Source organism: Mesorhizobium sp. WSM4898, from assembly GCF_029625845.1.
In the GTDB taxonomy this organism is placed as follows: Bacteria; Pseudomonadota; Alphaproteobacteria; order Rhizobiales; family Rhizobiaceae; genus Mesorhizobium.
In genome coordinates, this window is the sequence record NZ_JARTVQ010000002.1 from 717618 (window position 1) to 732765 (window position 15148).

At 60.5% G+C, this 15148-nt stretch carries 22 protein-coding genes and 1 pseudogene; 15 read left to right on the top strand and 8 right to left on the bottom strand.

Features of this window, described 5'->3' with window-relative positions; all coding sequences use genetic code 11:
• The first annotated feature begins 211 nt into the window (after positions 1 to 211).
• Both P9228_RS10825 and P9228_RS10830 read left to right on the top strand, forming a co-directional pair.
• Entirely contained in the window at positions 212 to 652 is a 441-nt protein-coding gene (locus P9228_RS10825; RefSeq protein ID WP_278053377.1) for a hypothetical protein, read from the top strand.
• Between the two features lie 405 nt (positions 653 to 1057).
• Positions 1058 to 1270, top strand: coding sequence for a hypothetical protein (locus P9228_RS10830; RefSeq protein ID WP_095779495.1), 213 nt, complete (start codon positions 1058 to 1060; stop codon positions 1268 to 1270).
• Positions 1271 to 1967: 697 nt separating this feature from the next.
• Here P9228_RS10830 and P9228_RS10835 read toward each other — a convergent pair.
• Together P9228_RS10835 and P9228_RS10840 are read right to left on the bottom strand one after the other, a co-directional pair.
• Positions 1968 to 2072 (bottom strand): putative RiPP precursor, encoded by a 105-nt coding sequence (locus P9228_RS10835; RefSeq protein ID WP_278053378.1) that lies wholly within the window; start codon positions 2070 to 2072, stop codon positions 1968 to 1970.
• 361 nt (positions 2073 to 2433) lie between these two features.
• On the bottom strand, positions 2434 to 2643 hold the full coding sequence (locus tag P9228_RS10840) for a hypothetical protein (RefSeq protein WP_278053380.1): 210 nt from the start codon (positions 2641 to 2643) through the stop codon (positions 2434 to 2436).
• A 1410-nt stretch (positions 2644 to 4053) separates the two neighbouring features.
• On the opposite strand from P9228_RS10840, the gene P9228_RS10845 reads away from it, so the two are divergent.
• Entirely contained in the window at positions 4054 to 4377 is a 324-nt protein-coding gene (locus P9228_RS10845) for a hypothetical protein (protein WP_245458926.1), read from the top strand.
• 328 nt (positions 4378 to 4705) lie between these two features.
• On the opposite strand, the gene P9228_RS10850 is transcribed toward P9228_RS10845, so the two are convergent.
• Entirely contained in the window at positions 4706 to 4933 is a 228-nt protein-coding gene (locus tag P9228_RS10850) for a hypothetical protein (RefSeq protein ID WP_127239693.1), read from the bottom strand.
• A gap of 912 nt (positions 4934 to 5845) precedes the next feature.
• On the opposite strand from P9228_RS10850, the gene P9228_RS10855 reads away from it, so the two are divergent.
• Positions 5846 to 6031: a DUF3606 domain-containing protein gene (locus tag P9228_RS10855; protein ID WP_127239692.1), complete on the top strand. Its 186-nt coding sequence runs from the start codon at positions 5846 to 5848 to the stop codon at positions 6029 to 6031.
• Between the two features lie 88 nt (positions 6032 to 6119).
• On the opposite strand, the gene P9228_RS10860 is transcribed toward P9228_RS10855, so the two are convergent.
• On the bottom strand, positions 6120 to 6710 hold the full coding sequence (locus P9228_RS10860) for a KTSC domain-containing protein (RefSeq protein WP_278053383.1): 591 nt from the start codon (positions 6708 to 6710) through the stop codon (positions 6120 to 6122).
• A 198-nt stretch (positions 6711 to 6908) separates the two neighbouring features.
• Between P9228_RS10860 and P9228_RS10865 the strand changes: the two genes are divergently transcribed.
• Positions 6909 to 7193, top strand: a complete 285-nt coding sequence (locus P9228_RS10865; RefSeq protein WP_278053384.1) for a hypothetical protein — start codon at positions 6909 to 6911, stop codon at positions 7191 to 7193.
• Positions 7194 to 7256: 63 nt separating this feature from the next.
• Here the strand turns inward: P9228_RS10865 and P9228_RS10870 are convergent, their stop codons facing one another.
• From P9228_RS10870 to P9228_RS10880, 3 genes are all read right to left on the bottom strand, one after another.
• On the bottom strand, positions 7257 to 7484 hold the full coding sequence (locus tag P9228_RS10870; RefSeq protein ID WP_278053385.1) for a hypothetical protein: 228 nt from the start codon (positions 7482 to 7484) through the stop codon (positions 7257 to 7259).
• Positions 7481 to 7663, bottom strand: coding sequence for a hypothetical protein (locus P9228_RS10875; RefSeq protein ID WP_067320556.1), 183 nt, complete (start codon positions 7661 to 7663; stop codon positions 7481 to 7483). The genes P9228_RS10870 and P9228_RS10875 overlap by 4 nt, the downstream gene beginning before the upstream one ends.
• A gap of 216 nt (positions 7664 to 7879) precedes the next feature.
• Complete coding sequence (locus P9228_RS10880; RefSeq protein WP_278054046.1) at positions 7880 to 8869, bottom strand: SDR family oxidoreductase; 990 nt, start codon at positions 8867 to 8869, stop codon at positions 7880 to 7882.
• 401 nt (positions 8870 to 9270) lie between these two features.
• Between P9228_RS10880 and P9228_RS10885 the strand changes: the two genes are divergently transcribed.
• The 3 genes from P9228_RS10885 (at position 9271) to P9228_RS10895 (ending at position 10975) form a co-directional block, all read left to right on the top strand.
• Positions 9271 to 9573 (top strand): DUF982 domain-containing protein, encoded by a 303-nt coding sequence (locus tag P9228_RS10885; protein WP_066994825.1) that lies wholly within the window; start codon positions 9271 to 9273, stop codon positions 9571 to 9573.
• Between the two features lie 109 nt (positions 9574 to 9682).
• Entirely contained in the window at positions 9683 to 10204 is a 522-nt protein-coding gene (locus tag P9228_RS10890; protein WP_066994822.1) for a ferritin-like domain-containing protein, read from the top strand.
• A 288-nt stretch (positions 10205 to 10492) separates the two neighbouring features.
• On the top strand, positions 10493 to 10975 hold the full coding sequence (locus tag P9228_RS10895) for a low affinity iron permease family protein (protein WP_278054047.1): 483 nt from the start codon (positions 10493 to 10495) through the stop codon (positions 10973 to 10975).
• Here P9228_RS10895 and P9228_RS10900 read toward each other — a convergent pair.
• On the bottom strand, positions 10878 to 11120 hold the full coding sequence (locus tag P9228_RS10900; RefSeq protein ID WP_278053388.1) for a hypothetical protein: 243 nt from the start codon (positions 11118 to 11120) through the stop codon (positions 10878 to 10880). The genes P9228_RS10895 and P9228_RS10900 overlap by 98 nt on opposite strands.
• A gap of 176 nt (positions 11121 to 11296) precedes the next feature.
• On the opposite strand from P9228_RS10900, the gene P9228_RS10905 reads away from it, so the two are divergent.
• The 7 genes and pseudogenes from P9228_RS10905 to P9228_RS10935 all read left to right on the top strand — a co-directional run bounded on the left by P9228_RS10905 (position 11297) and on the right by P9228_RS10935 (position 15146).
• Entirely contained in the window at positions 11297 to 11614 is a 318-nt protein-coding gene (locus P9228_RS10905) for a hypothetical protein (protein ID WP_127239688.1), read from the top strand.
• Positions 11615 to 11727: 113 nt separating this feature from the next.
• Positions 11728 to 11982 (top strand): hypothetical protein, encoded by a 255-nt coding sequence (locus tag P9228_RS10910; protein ID WP_278053389.1) that lies wholly within the window; start codon positions 11728 to 11730, stop codon positions 11980 to 11982.
• 260 nt (positions 11983 to 12242) lie between these two features.
• Positions 12243 to 12530: pseudogene (locus P9228_RS10915) on the top strand (alpha/beta fold hydrolase); the annotation flags it as partial.
• Positions 12531 to 12631: 101 nt separating this feature from the next.
• Positions 12632 to 13045 carry an alpha/beta hydrolase gene (locus P9228_RS10920; protein WP_278054090.1) on the top strand — a complete coding sequence of 138 codons (414 nt, stop codon included), beginning with the start codon at positions 12632 to 12634 and terminating at the stop codon, positions 13043 to 13045.
• 93 nt (positions 13046 to 13138) lie between these two features.
• Positions 13139 to 13570 (top strand): hypothetical protein, encoded by a 432-nt coding sequence (locus tag P9228_RS10925; RefSeq protein ID WP_127239686.1) that lies wholly within the window; start codon positions 13139 to 13141, stop codon positions 13568 to 13570.
• On the top strand, positions 13567 to 14787 hold the full coding sequence (locus P9228_RS10930; protein WP_278053393.1) for a divalent metal cation transporter: 1221 nt from the start codon (positions 13567 to 13569) through the stop codon (positions 14785 to 14787). The genes P9228_RS10925 and P9228_RS10930 overlap by 4 nt, the downstream gene beginning before the upstream one ends.
• Complete coding sequence (locus P9228_RS10935) at positions 14787 to 15146, top strand: hypothetical protein (RefSeq protein WP_067320534.1); 360 nt, start codon at positions 14787 to 14789, stop codon at positions 15144 to 15146. Before P9228_RS10930 ends, P9228_RS10935 begins: the two co-directional genes overlap by 1 nt.
• The last annotated feature ends 2 nt before the right edge of the window (positions 15147 to 15148 follow it).

A 15148-nucleotide genomic window follows, 5' to 3' on the forward strand; every position in this document is an offset into this window, starting at 1 on the left:
GTTCCGATCTATTCGCTTGCGGGGTCTTTTGGACATCGCGCTGGGCCTTCACGCCGCCGATGCCGTCGTGAACGCGACTGCGCGATCAGGTCGAAGCTGGCGCTCGTTGAAGGCTAAAAGAATGCCCGGCCGAAACCGGGCAGGAGACTTTGTAGGAGCCGATGATGGGACATCCGGCCTCGCTAATGTATTCGCACCTTATGACGGAGTCATGAAGGCCGCCATCCTCCAGGAACAAACCCCGGATTGGTGCGTATTGGCTGAACAGCCGGGTCCAGATGGGGGCACAATGTCAACTCACAAGAAGCGCCACACCCAAAGTGCATTCTCGCTTTGTGGAGACCTGATGTTGGCACCCGCTGTCGTCGCCATGCGCCTTCCGCTGATTGCTTTGGATGCAAGCAGCCGTGCCCCGAAAGGGATTGAGGCGATGCTTGCGGTCAACGAGAACGCGCTCGCCTTCGCCGAAGGCATGGCCGCTACGCAATTGGTGATCTTACGATCGGCGCTAAGGTTTTGGCCGGAAGTTCTATCCGGCCGGAGCCCGTCTTTTCTAAGCGGCGGTGCTCTGAAGGAGTCCATGGTCGCAGCACTCAAACCTGCCGGCCGCCGCGTCCGAACAAATTTCAACCGGCTCTCCAAACCGGGCTGATTGGGGCCAGATTGATGTTCTGGCCCGAAGCGGTCGCGGACCGCCGGCAATCGAGCTTTCTGACGACGGCAGTTGAGGCTGCCGGCCGTGGCAGACATGCCCGCGTCGATCAGCTCTTGGAGTGTCCAGCCGTCATGTTCGCGTTTCAAGGGCCAGCTCGGCCTTTTGGCTGAATTTTGATTTATTAGTAGATGCGCATATACTCGTTCGCCGGCATCGTGTTCCCTAAGCCCCTGCCGGCCAAGGCCCGGTGGCCACCCCCATAGCCACCCAAGGCTACCGGGCCACCTGCCCCGCCTAGAGGCGCCCAAGGCTGCCCTGCAATCGCTCGCTATGGGCGAGCCAAAATGGAAGACCCGGAACAACCCTCCTCGCTCCAAGTTCGGGTCGCTGCTTGGAGCGATCATGAAGACATACCGAGTTGAAGAGATGGCTGGCGACCAGGTGGTGGCTTATCACGTTGCCAATGCCCGTGCCCCTTGGGAGGCTGCTCAGAAAGTCACCGGCAAAGACGTCCTGGCGAGACGGGATGAACATTTCTGGGTGCGGGTGACCGATGAAGGAAACCGCGCAATTTACAAATATGCCTTCAGGCTTGACGCACCGGACTGCCTTTGAGGCTCCGTCCGGTCGGGCTTGGGAAAGGGAGGCGGCGCATTCGGGTCCGGGCAATCGACGCTTGGCACCTTTCCGCAGGGTGATGCGGGATCATTGCCCGCACCACCATACCGCTCTACGAGTTTTGCGAACCCGTAGGCGAAGGCGGCGACAAGCGCCAGGACAACCGCTATCCGAACGGCCATTGGAGATTATACCCCGGTCGGCCTGCGGATAGTAATCACTACTGCTATCCCGGCGAGCCGCCGGCCAGGCTGAATTAGCCGGATCAGCAGAAGAGCCCGCCGCACCTCCTCCGCGGGCGGGCTCTTTGCGTCGGGGTCAACCCGACCAAGGCGCGCTCGACCGTCTCTGTTTGCCGGGAGCTGCGCCCAGAAAGCGAACTGCAGCGGCACAGAATTGTTCCAAGACAGACAAGAGAGCCCGCTCGCCTGAGGTCGAACGGGCTACGCCTTCGCGCGGCGCGGTGAACCTCGGCCGGAGACACACGCCGCGCGACCCAACCGGGACGATTGGCAGAATGATCGCTTCCGCCGATGCGACAGAAGTCCGAGAGGCTGACGCTTTGGTCCCCATGCTGAAACCTAAGCCTCGCTGCATCATTTGATAGAGCCGGTGAGGAAGTGCGTCACCTTCCTGGTCGGTAGCAGCTAGATAGATGCCCGCCATTTCCTGCCTGGAGTGACGGGCATCGTCCTTATTGGGACGCCGCGCCGTTCACGAGCGAGACGACGATCACGGCCGTAACGGCGGACAGGCGGTCACGCTTGACCAGGACGGGCTTTTCATAGGTGCGCTTCATGGCGAATCCCCCTTGCTGAAGTTGGCTCGCCGATCTGGCTGAGGCAGCACCCGACCGTCATTTAAAAAAGATGTAGGTCCGGAAGTAGCGACGCAAGGGCCGAAGCACGCGGAAAGCGGCGCTGATCGACGACAAGGCCCTACAGACAAGGCCATACAAAAGAAAAGCCCGCCGACCAAAGCCGACGGGCCATCTTCCCTCAAAACTGCTGTGCGCCCCGTTCCCAGATGGTCCGCCGGATTCCGAGAACCCCGCACAAGCGTTTCCTAATACAGTCGCGCCCAAAGGGCTGTAGCCCAGCGGCAACAATGACGAATATTCACAAGAGGCGAGCGGCAGGCAGTCCAGTCCGTTCAGACCGTTACCTACCTAACGGTAGCCTGGATAGCGAAACGAGTTCATTCTCGTCCACAATTCCCACCATGAAGTTGGCGATGATGCGAGAGGCCAGCGCCTCACGTTGCTCGGTCGTTTGACTATCATTTTTCAAGCGGTCGAAGACGCGGGCCAGAAATTCCAGCTCTTCCGGATCGAAAATTTCCGCTTCCAGTGCTCTTTGGCGGATCGCCATGGCGGTGAACTCCTATTCGGGCCTGGCTCTGCCGGCAGGCTTGCGCATGCGAACCCCAATGGGGAAACTCGAATTTGATTTCAATATGGAACTCCCGTGAGCGTTCCCTTAGCGCGCGATCTAAAAGAAAGGCCCGCCCCTGATGGGAGCCAGGGAGCGGGCCTGCGGAGAATGGGAGGCTCCGCCCGGCGGCTGTGCACAGATCGGGAGGGAATTGCGCCGCCGCGCCCCAAACCTCTTCGAATGCGAGGTGTTCCGCGATGGCGGAACATTTTCTTGGTGATCCGTTTGTCTCGGGCAGGAGGAGTGTTTCCGTACCGGTTGTCATCGGCATAGGCTTTGCCATCGTTCAAGCCTGCGCACGCTGACACACCCTCTGTTTCATTTCAGGACGGAATATGCTGGCATCAGCCTTGCAAATAGGATGATGCCGGTACCCTCCCGGGTCGGCACTCGTCGGGCTTGGGGCTGGGCTATGGGGCGGCGAGCCCGGCGAGTTCTCAATACATTAGCAACTGCTTGTAGACATAGATGAACAGGCGGATAATCAGGCCACGCGCGTACGAGGAGCTTTGAGGGAGTTCCAGCCATGCGACCGATCCTGCTGATCGTCGCCGCCCTTGCCGCGTTCTTCATCTGGGATGGCGTGGCGAACAAAGGCGCCTATCGAATTGCGCTGATGAAAACATAGACCAGTCCGAGCACTTCCCAGGTCTAGTGCGGGTTGGTTGAACCAATGATTTGAAAGCATTGTCGCTCCGGACGGAAGTCGGACATCCAAACGCATTGGTCCCAGTACTGAAACATTAAGCCCGTTCCGACATTTGGTAGAGCCGGCGGAATCCTTCAGTCGTCGGCGGAGAGAGGTCAGGTACCCGCCATACACTCCCCCGGGTGGCGGGTACCTGTTTGGGTTTTCAGCCGTCAAGCCGCCTTCGCGGTGCTGCTTCGCACATGAAGGGTATCGACCTACAAGTTCAGTGGACCAGAAAGCCCGTCGCGCAATGGCGCAAGCGCGACGGGCTTCTGTTGCTTACGGAGTAGTGCGGCCGCACCCTGAATGGGAGAAAACGAGTGTGGTCGCATGTTACCAACCCGACCGCACCGTTCGGGTTCCATCAGCCTGCTCGAATATTAGCGCCAGCTTGAAGCCGTAATATTGGCTGCACTGATCCGGCTCGGCTTTATCCTTATGAATGCGTTCCGGCTATACAATCAGGGGTATATGCTCATTGGTCAGCCGGCGCCGTGTTGCGATTCCGAGCCCCCGCCGGTCAGGCCCGGCTCAATTCTGGCCTTTGTCGGCCAGAGAGCCGGGCCGCTCCGGACACCGGCGCGGTGTACGCCTTTTGGAGAACTACTTTCTTTGCAGACAGCAATTAAAGTATCTTGCAGGAAAGGAGTGCTAAAATGCCGAATGAGAGCAAAAGGCTTATTGAAAAGAATTCCGAAAAGCTTGTTTCAGAGGCCAACGCGCGCCGCGATTTTCTCAAGCAGGCTGGACGCTTTGCTGCGGTGACGCCTCCGGCCATTACATTGCTGCTCGGCACAAGCTTGAACTCCAGGGCGATTGCCAAATCGGGAGGAACACGTCCGGGCAATGGATGGGGTGACAAGAACCACGTTCACGTCGGGCCCAAGCCAAAGTTTCTTAAATCCGGCAACGGAGGGTCGCGGGGGGACAGCTATGGCGGCGGAGCCCATGGGGGCTCGAGGTCCGGCGATCCCAACTAGTGCCGTCGAGGAACGACCTTTTTCCGCTCGACTGAGGTTAGACAGGCCGGCGCATTGGTCGTTATGCTAGAAACAACTTGCCCGATGCATCATTTGGTAGGGCCGGCGAGGAAATGCGTCACCTTCTTCGTCGGCAGCAGTGAAAATAGATGCCCGCCATTCCTGGAATGACGGGCATCTGTTGCGTCTTTCGGCTAGAGCCCTCTCCCAGTGCTGCATCGCCTGAGGATCATTTCGCACAAGCTCTTCCGAACGCGCTCATTTGCTCAGAACCCGTCTACGCGAACTTCGGCTTTAGTGGACTTGTTCCAGCCGAGGGCACCAGGCTTTAGCGCACCTTCTCGAGTTCTTCCAACAGCTGGTCAGCATCGGTCACACCGCGTCCAAAAAGGCTCATGACTTTGACCGCGACGTTTTCGCGCTCGTCCTTGCGTTCGATCTTGTGACTGGAGCAGTAGTCACTCACCGCCTTGGCCAGAATGTTGACCTCTGCAGGTTCAACTATACCGCATCCCGCACTTTTGGGCGGGACAGCATTGCGATCGATTCCACGCATCGTTTACCTCACCCCGATACGCCACAACGGGGAAAGGATACACCCAAAAAAAGTCAGCTACGAGTCAATTGGATCGGACTGAGGTCCCGGGCAAATAGCCGATTGCCTCCATGCTGCGCTACCGAGCAACGGCCGCCCACCGAACTTTTGTCCGGCGTCACTGCGCGGTCTGTGAATTTCGTCTCGGCAGGAGCCTTATCGGCTTGGTTCGCGCATGACATTATAGAGCAGCAGGCCGGCCAGTAACGACACGACTGCGCTTAGCATATCATCGCCGGTCAGCCCTGATGAATACGCGAAAGTTGATGCCAGTTCGGCCATCGTTCGACCCAAGGAGTGCGGGATTGCCCGAGGAGAACTTTTAGATGCCGCTAAAGTTCCTAGTGAGCGCTGGCGGGCTGTCTCCTCATGCCGCGAAGGTGTTTCGGGCTCGTCCCAAGCGGAGGAACGCTAGACCCGTTGCCGTGACCCGCCAAGGTTAGACAACGGGCCTAGCTATCGGTTCGCTTCTCAAGTCGGTGACACTGTCGCCGCAAACCGAACCCAACTCCAAAGCCCAGGGCAACGCCCGCCCAGTCATCTACGCAGTTCATTAGCAGGTCCGCAGTAACAAATGTTAATGGTACACTACTGGCTTGGCGAGAAAGGCGCCGCTGGAGGAAAGACTGACGCAAGCGACCTTGGCCCGTCGCAGCGCCCAAGGGATCCGCGCAACGGGCCAAGTAACCCGGCCTTCGGCTTTGTTGAGGCCGGTCCTCCCATCCTCCGCCGTGGCGGGCGGAGTACCGTCAATCCTGCACGAGCGAGCAGTCCGTTTTCGATAACTTTTGTTAGTCCCGCCTAAAATTGCCGCTTGCCGCGCCTGGAACATTCCTGCGCGGCCGCTGTTATCCCCTGCCGGAGGAAGAAGCGATGGCAGACGACAAGAGCAAGCGTGGCGGCGGTGACCGCAACCGGGTATCAGCGGACGATGACTACGAAGTACGGCATTTCGCCAACAAGGTCGGGCTGACGGCTCAACAAGTTCGCGATCTCATCAAACAGCACGGCAACGACCGGAAGACCTTGGAACGCGAGGCCGAAAAGCTTCGCGGATGACCAAGATCCCGCACGAGCGTCGATCGCCGTGACGCCAAACCATGAGCAAGCGCAGCCGAGCCGCTTGAACTGGACGCTGAATAGCCGGTCAATCATCGTCATCGCTTGTGACGCGACGATATCGGAAGCGATTGCGGATGTGCGCGTTGAAAAAGCGGCCCTTGGCAAAGGCTGATCGGAATGCCGCGAACGTCTCCGGCGGCACCCCCTCGAACTCGTAGCGTTTCCCGCTGGTCACAAACCATACGGAAAGAATCCCTTTGGCCGGATCGTATTTTGTTTTCTTGATCGAGGTGGATGGCATGGCGCGGCACCCGGTGGTCTGGCATAGAGCGAACGATCCGGCCGGCCTTTTGTTTCCGAAGCTAATGAGTGAGAGCCAAGTCTCGCAGCCGACGCCGCCGTCCCAGATGCGGACGGGCAGCGGCAGCGCGAGCGCCGCATCCCATGGCATCGAAAAAGCCCGCAGACCGGAGCCTGCGGGCTGAGTATTCTGGAGGTTGGTACCTGAGTGCGCAAACCTGGCAACGTGCGCAGCAGGCATCCAATCAACAAAATCCGACAGCGACCGTTCCCTAAAAATCTGGACCTCGGCCACCGGTCCCAGCGAATGCGGGACAAATGTCGTACGGGCCAACTCAAAGGTCGGGGGCAGGAAACATCTTGCGAGAAATTTCATTGGGTCGCGACTGGCGAGGATGAGCCCCTGCCACCCTCGAGGTCATCTCAACAGACGGAGAGTTCGCAAAGGTTGCCAGGCAGGCCGAGCGGCTGGGCGATAGCAGGTAATGGCAAATCAGTCTGTTCATCGGCCCCCGCACTGTTCGAGGCTCTTATCCTCGGTCTGGCACTTAAGATTGGAACCACGGAGGCAATTATGATCGAAATTTCCAACGCCTTGGCCACCAAGTTGACGGGTCTCCAAGAAAGGCTGCGGGCGGCCAACGTGAGCATGGATGACATGCAGGCATTTCAAAGGGTCGCCGACCATATGGACAACGGTCGCGGCGGCATCGACGCCGACGATCTGATCGCGCTCTCCTTTGTCATGTCGGATGACGCTGAGCGATCGCAGATGGGAACAGCGCCGGCGATCGAGCCTGCAGCCCAGAGGCAGCATCGGTCTGTGGGCCGATCCCGCGGCACGAAAGGGACGAGCTAGATCGTTCCGCATAAGGCGGGCTGAACGCGCCCCTATCCGGGTTAATTGCTGGCTGCTTGGCTTTCAATCGGATTTGCCCGAGTCTTCAAATCCAACGATTGCAGCCAGGATGGCATCGTAAGCGCTCCCGATCTCCTCTTCAATCTCGTGCTCGGAAACACCCACGGCCTTCGCATCTGCAAAGAGCTTGGTCGTCAATTCCGCGACGGAAATGATGTCAGCGCCGACGCTGCCGCGCATCACGTTGTTGGTAATCCATTCGCCAAAGAATTCGGCCCCGCGTTCGCTCATAGGCGATGCCGCGCCTTCAGAAAATGAGCCTCTCGAAGCAGGGAATTCCAATCGGTCCCGATCAACTCGATCAGTTCGCGGGCTTGCTCTTCGGAAATGTCTGCCTCCCTGGCCAATCGGCCGGCCAGGATCTCAACGGCACCGTCATGCGAGTCGCCTTTGTCGGTGTGCTCGTTCATCGAAACCTCCTAGCCTTGAAAACTGCCGAAAGGCCGACAGGTTCAGGCTTGTGCCGAAAATCTGAATTCCTTCGGACTCTTCCCAGCGTCTGCGACTGCCTTGCCGGCCGCTTGGCCAACCAGATTATCTGGGCGGCCCGTCAGGCCGGATTACCAAGACGGCCGGCGGATCGAGAACCGCCTTTTTCATCAAGACCTTCATATAGGCGGCCGCGGTCAATAGCCCCCAATGATCGGCAGGATCTCGCCGGTGATATAGCTGGAGCATTGCGGCGAAGCGAGAAATACATAGGCAGGCGCGATCTCTTCCGGCTGGGCTGGCCGTTTCATCGGGGTCTTTGCGCCAAACTGCGAGACCTTCTCCGCTTCCTTCTCCGACGGGTTCAGCGGCGTCCAAACCGGCCCCGGCGCCACGGCATTGACGCGAATGCCCTTGCTGATCAGGTTACCAGAGAGCGCCCGGGTGAAGGCGTGAATGCCGCCCTTGGTCATCGAACAATCGATGAGTTCCTTCGAGCCTTCGATGCCGGTGACCGACCCGGTGTTGATGATGGCCGAACCCGGCTTCATATGCGGAACGGCTTCCTGGGCCATGTGGAAGTAGCCGTAGAGATTTGTCTTCAGCGTGGTGTCGAAGTGTTGCTCGGTGAGGTCGGCGAAATCGGTCGAATGCACCTGGAAGGCAGCGTTGTTGACGAGCACGTCGAGCCTGCCGAAGGCCTTCAGCGTCCGCTCCACCGCCTTGTGGCAGAAGGTCCGCCTGGCCACGTCGCCGCGCATGATGATGCAGCGCCTGCCTTCGGCCTCGACTGCCTGCTTTGTCGCCTTCGCGTCGCGATCCTCGCTGAGATAGGCGATGGCGATATCCGCCCCTTCCCGGGCGAACAACACGGCAACTGCGCGGCCGATGCCGGAATCGCCGCCGGTGATCAGCGCCACCTTGCCTCCCAATTTGTTCGACCCCTGCCAGAACGGCGCGTCGTAGAGCGGCGCGGGCTCGATCGCCCATTCCTCGCCGGGTTTGGGATGATGCTGCTTCGGGAAAGGCGGCACCGGGTATTCCCGTGCGCCGGCCTGCATGGCGCCTTGTGATTTGGATTTGCCGTTCGACTTGGCGCGATCGGTCGCGTCGACCTTGCGTTGCACGCTCCGCTGCTTGCTGGCCGCCTGCTCGGAGGTGGATTTGGTCCGCGGGGCCGATTTCATCGGTGTGGCGGAGTCGGTCATCCTGGCGGATTTCGTCGGCATCGGTGTCTCCTTCGCTTTCGAGGGACAACGCACGCGAACAGAAAAGGTTGGCCTCGCTCCGAAGCTGCCGGCTCTCAATCCGGACATCGGTCGCGACATCCGTCGGGACCTCAATCACGGCCGCCACAACCGCCGGCGCCGCTCGCCGGGACAGCGATCAGTAGGAGCAGGTTTTTTGACCGCCACGGGCCGGCTGAATGCAACTACCCGGCGGCAGCTTCGTTTTATGCGATCTCAAACAGGCGGTAGCACCATGAAATCCTTTCGGACCGATAATCCCTTGGCGGCGGCGCCGACCGCGGACCTCTTCGTCGAGCCCGCCCGGCCTGTGTGCGAATGGCTAGGACGGTGAAAGAGCCTTGAGCAGATTCCTGCCCCTCACCATCCACTTCGTCAACGGCGGCACGATGATGGTGTCGTCGATCGCTGACGCCAAGAAGGCGCTTGGCCGGAAATGGAAGAGCAAGGACTCACCAGCCTATCGCAAGGCGGTTCGGCTGGTGGAAGACGCGACCAACGGGATTTGCCGGCCGGCAATCGCCTTTGCCGCCTTCAAGAAGGCGGCCGCCGAGCAGGGTCTGCTGGAGCATGCGGGTCCCAGTGCAGCGCTCAGCATGCTCGACCAACTTTCGTCCCGCAACGGCAAGGGCACGCCGAAGTAACGCTCGCGCACCTCGGCTCGTCGTCCCGGCTTCAAAAAATATTTCGCGGGAACATCGGTCGATCCCACCGGTTTTGTTTGGTCAAGAAAGTCGAACGAAGGAGACGTCGATGGCAAAGAAAAGTTCGTCCGGCGCGGCGAACGGCTTGGAAAGCCTGTTCGTGGATGGCCTGAAAGACCTTTATTATGCAGAGAAAAAGATCCTGAAGACGCTGCCTAAGATGGCCAAGGCGGCGCAGTCACAGGAAGTGGGCGCGGCCTTCGAAAAGCATCGCACCGAGACTGAAGCTCAGGTCGACCGGCTCGAGCAGGTTTTCGAAATGCTGGGCAAGCCGGCGCGCGGCAAGACGTGTCCCGCGATCGATGGCATCATTGAAGAGGGTTCGGAGATCCTCGAGGAATACAAGGACGAGCCGGCGCTCGACGCGGGCCTTGTGGCTGCCGCCCAGGCGGTCGAGCATTATGAAATAGCGCGCTACGGCACGCTGATTGCCTGGGCGGAGCAACTGGGCCTGAAAGACGCCCTCCCCTTGCTGCGCGACACCCTCAAGGAAGAATCCGCTACCGACGAGACACTTAGCAAGCTCGGCGAAAGCGGTGCGAACAAGCGGGCCATGCAGGCGGCCGCGTAAGGCGCCCGATAAACGCTTATTCGCATGCCAAAAGTCGACTTGGCGACGCGGCCCCGGTCTCTTTGACCGGGGCCGCGATTACGGGCCCGCCTCCTCGCGAAACGCTGCAAGTTTTTCAGCGGAGCGGTCGCCTTCTTGGCGTCGCGCCCGCCTTCAGTTGATTTCTTTGCCGGTGCCCAGCGCCAAGGACAGGATAAACGGCTGCATTTCGGTGCAGTTCATCCGGCACACTATCCTCAGGCTGGCTTGGCGGGAAATTTCGTCAGGGTGAAAGTCCGGAGTTCAACATTGGAAAAAGCATTCAATCGGCTCGCGGAGAATGTCGCCCATGCCGCGGGTCGTGCATGGGCCTTCGTCTTGTGCGTGGTTTCGGTGGTCCTCTGGGCCATTGCCGGCCCGGCCTTTCATTATTCCGAGACTTGGCAGCTGATCATCAACACCGCGACGACGATCGTTACTTTCCTGATGGTTTTCCTGATTCAAAATACCCAGAACCGCGACGGCGTGGCCATTCAGGCGAAGCTCGATGAGCTCATTCGCTCAGGCCGCGCAAAAAACGACTTCATCGGCATCGAGCATCTCACGGAAGCGGAGGCCCAAGAATTCAGAACCAGGTGTGCCCAAACCAAGACCGCCAGCAAGGGGACGATCGCATCTCACGCCGAAAGCCGATTTAGTCGCCACGATGCTTGTTGTGGCCGCTTTCCTGATTCTTGCCGCGAAGCATGTTGCGATCATTGGGGTCGACGAGGTCGGGCGTGTCGCTCCTGAGGTCCGAACCTTTCCGCCGCGCTTCGCGCTCCGCGCCCGGCTGCTTCAGCTCCGCCTTGGCGTCGAATTCCTTGGGCGCGTTCTTCGTGTTCTCACGTTCTTCCAGAATGCGCACTTGCTGGTCATGGGTTCTGCGTCCGCTCACCGGTTCCTCCTGTTCTTTTGTCGGTAACGGCAGTTGGACTCGATCGTTCCGAACATGCGCAAGAGCGACCCGTCTGATCCTCGTTGTAACCGCTCAGACGAAAGACGCGGCAACGCAAGCCCCGCCAGAGGAACATTGGCAGACGGCGGCCGTTCTCAGCTCGAAGGAGGCGGCTCATGAGTGCAACCAAGGAGTTCTTTCGAAGCTGGCTCGAGGAGAACGTCGGGAACTTGCCTGCCGACACGCAAGTCAGCGTTCCGGTGCTTGTGCGACAGTTCGAGCAGGACGCCGACGCCGCGGGCTACGGGCACGAGGTTCGCGAGGAGGAAATCGGCAATATCGAAGATGCAATCGAACGGGCGCTCGACATGACGGCCGAGCAGGAGGACCCGACAGAATCAAATCAGCGGAAAGAGACCTCGCTTGCCCCGGTCATTGAAGCTCTCGAGGAGTCGGAACCGGCACAGGCGGAAGACCATGAGGATCGGGACTGACCGACTGCCGCACGGGATAGCCGGAACAAAGAGACAGCTCGCCTGTTGGGCTGCTTCTGAACAGATCGGCACGTGATCCGCCGACGTGGCAGGCCAGATAGGTAAGTAAGCCAATGACGAAGCATTCTGCAAAGGACGATCCGTCCAAACAGGGATCGGACAGTGACCGGGCGAGCGAGCAAGGCACAAAGCGAACAGATAAGCGTCTGCCGCAGGAAGATCCTGTCGAGGGCGCGCGTGACACGGTGGAACGCGAGCTTGAACGGCAAGATCGACCGGTCGACGCTGAGGGAAGAGAGCGCGAACGCAGGGCTCTCCAGGAACAGGTCGATGAGGAGACGAAGCTGCCTCAGAAGGGCTCGGCCTGAAAGCTCCTTCTTTGGAAGCCAGCGCCTGGGTACATCCGCCGCTTCTCTCAACAGCGGCTTGTGCCATGGCTCCGTAGCAGCACGGGATCATGCCTGACATCGCCACGTTCAACGACGTGGTCCTCCTCCTTGCCGCGGCAGCGGCCGGGCTTGCCCTCTACAATGGCCTGCGAGCGCGGCGGGCGTTACGCGGCCGACGTTTTGGACGCTTCGTCGAAGTCGACGGAGCGCGGCTGCACCTGATCGAGGATGGCCAGGGCATGCCGCTGTTGTTGCTGCATGGCAACGGCTCTTCGGCCGAGGATTTCACGACAAGCGGCATCGTCGACAAAGCGGCCGCAGACTATCGTGTTCTGGCTTTCGACAGACCAGGCTTCGGCAGGAGCTCGCGCCCGATCGGCAGGATCTGGTCGGCCGCCGCGCAGGCCGATCTGATCGATGCCGCGGCCGCGAAACTCGGAATTGGACGCTATATTGTTGTTGGCCACTCTTGGGGTGCCGCGGTTGCGCTCGAGATGGCGCGACGGCGCCCTGGGCGCGTTGCCGGGGTCGTGCTTGTCTCCGGCTACCACTATCCATCGCCAAGGTTCGAACTCGCCTTGTCGGGGTTGCCGATCTTGCCTTTGATCGGAACGGCCTCCGCCACACCTTGCTGCCGCCGCTGGTCAGGCTTGGCTGGGCTTGGTCAATGCGAAAGATATTTGCCCCGGCGGCGATCTCGGCGGCATTCACCGCAACGACGAGGGAGTTGGCGAGCCGCCCCTCGCAACTGCGGTCGATCGCGGCGGAGTCCTTCCTGATGTGGATCGCAGCGGCGTTTGTGACGCCTCGGCACAACGACATTTTCGTTCCTGTTGGGATAATCGCCGGCGCCGGCGATCAGCTTTTCGACGCGCCGGCCGAGGCGTTTCGGCTGCACGCGGATCTCGCAAACTCGGTAGTCGATATCGTCCCCGATGCCGGGCATATGGTGCACCTGACAGCCCCGCAGGCGGTGCTCGCCATGATCGACAAGATCGCTGCCCTTTCGACCACCGAGGACGCGCAGCGGAGCGACCGATAAGCAGCAGTGCCGTGCAACCGGCCTACGGCGGGGAACCTTCCGATCCACGCCGCTTTATCTCCATGTTCGAAGCAGCAGCAGTGAGAGGAAGCATTGCGCAGCATTGCTCGGCGAAAACTGCCTTTACTGCAGGTGCTTGCACTGACACTTGCTTCCTGCTCCTCGTCTGAAACCGTCGAACAGCAATCGAAGCGTGCCGCCTCGACCGCGCAGGCGGCGGTGCTGGTCACCGATGCCTGGCTCTCCGGCGCCGCGCCGTCCCACTACGCGTCCTCTGCCCTACAATCCTTCGCCGAGACACTCGCCGATGCCGGCCGGCAAGTGGAATCGGCCTCGCCGTCCGATCCTGCGACGCGAGACACGCTGAAGGCGGCGATCAGCCGGCTGTCCACCGCGGCAAGCGGGGCCGACAGCGCGGTCGAGGCCGGACAGCAGGCGCAGGCCAGCCGGGCACGCAACGAGCTTCGCGCCGCGCAGGCGGATCTCGCCACGGCCTATCGCGGCTATTTCGCGCCGCAACGATGAAGAAGCTGCTGGAAATTTCGCTTGGCGTCGTGACCAGCGTTGGTGGCTTCCTGGAGGTCGGTTCGATGGCGACAGCGGCGCAGGCAGGCGCCCTGTTCGGCTTCCAACTCATCTGGGCGATCGTGCTCGGCACCATCTGCATCATCTTCCTGGTCGAGATGGCCGGTCGCTTCGCCGCCGTGAGCCATCACACCATCGCCGACGGCATCCGCGAACGCTTCGGCTTCAATGCTTTCCTTTGGCCGCTGCTTGCAGTCCTGCTGGTCAATTTCCTGGTCCTCTCGGCAGAAATAGGCGGGGTTGCCATTGCTGCCGAGCTTGCCACCGGGATCGGCTTTCAATGGTGGGCATTGCCAGCGGCTTTCCTCGCATGGCTGCTGCTGTGGAAAGGCACGTTCGGCCTCATCGAGAAAGGCGTGTCGATGCTTGGCCTGATCACGCTCTGCTTCGTCGTCGCATCGGTGATGCTAAAGCCCGAATGGAAACAGGTGGCTGCCGGTGCCGTGCCCAGCCTGCCGCAACACGATACGGCGAACTACTGGTTCATGGCCGTCAGCATCCTCGGTGCTTCCATCTCGCCCTACCTTTTCATGTTCTATTCCTCGGGCGCGGTCGAGGATCAATGGGATAAGAGCTATCTCGGCACCAATCGGGCGATTGCCGGTCTCGGCATGAGCTTCGGAGGAACGATCTCCGTGGCCGTGCTGATCGTGGCCGCGCTTGTGCTCGGCGCCCATGGCGTGAACCATGTGGACGACTACAACCAGCTCCCGCTGATGCTGATCTCGGTGTTCGGCTTCTGGGGCTTCGTCCTTTTCGTCGCATCGCTCGGCATCGCCTGTTTCGGAGCCGCTCTGGAAGTGGCGCTGCAGCAGGCTTATCTCGTCGCGCAAGGGTTCGGCTGGACCTGGGGCGAGGATCTCAAGCCGCGCGACGATCCCGGCTTCAGTCTCGTCTACACGCTCACCCTTTTTCTTGCAGCCGTTCCGATAGCGCTTGGTCTCGACCCGCTGAGGCTCACCATCTTCTCAATGGCGTTGACCGCCGCCAGTCTGCCGCTGACGGTCGTGCCGTTCCTCTTCCTGCTGAATGACGAGCGCTATGTCGGCCAGCACCGCAACGGCGTCATCTCTAATGCCGCCGTGATCTTCGCCATCGCGCTCGGCTTCGTGCTGGCGGTGGTGACTATTCCCCTGCAGATATTCGGAGGCACCTGATGCAGCTGCTGCGCGATATCCTGGACAAGCAGGTCGTCGACCGCGAGCAGGTCAAGATCGGCAAGGTGGATGGACTGGTCGCCGAGCTGAGGCAGGGCAAGCCGCCGAGGGTGGTTGCGGTCGAGCTTGGCGCGATTGCGCTGGCCCGACGGCTTGGCGCTCGGCCTGGGCGATTAACGGCGCGGCTGGCCGCAAGGCTGAGCGGGAAGCAGCAGGCACGGCCGCATCGCATCGCCTGGACCAAGGTGCGCGACATCGGCGTCGACATCGAATTCGATATCGACGTGCGCAGGACCAAGATCTTGGCCTGGCAGAGCTGGCTGCGCGATCGCATCGTCGGCCGAATCCCGGGAGCCTGAGG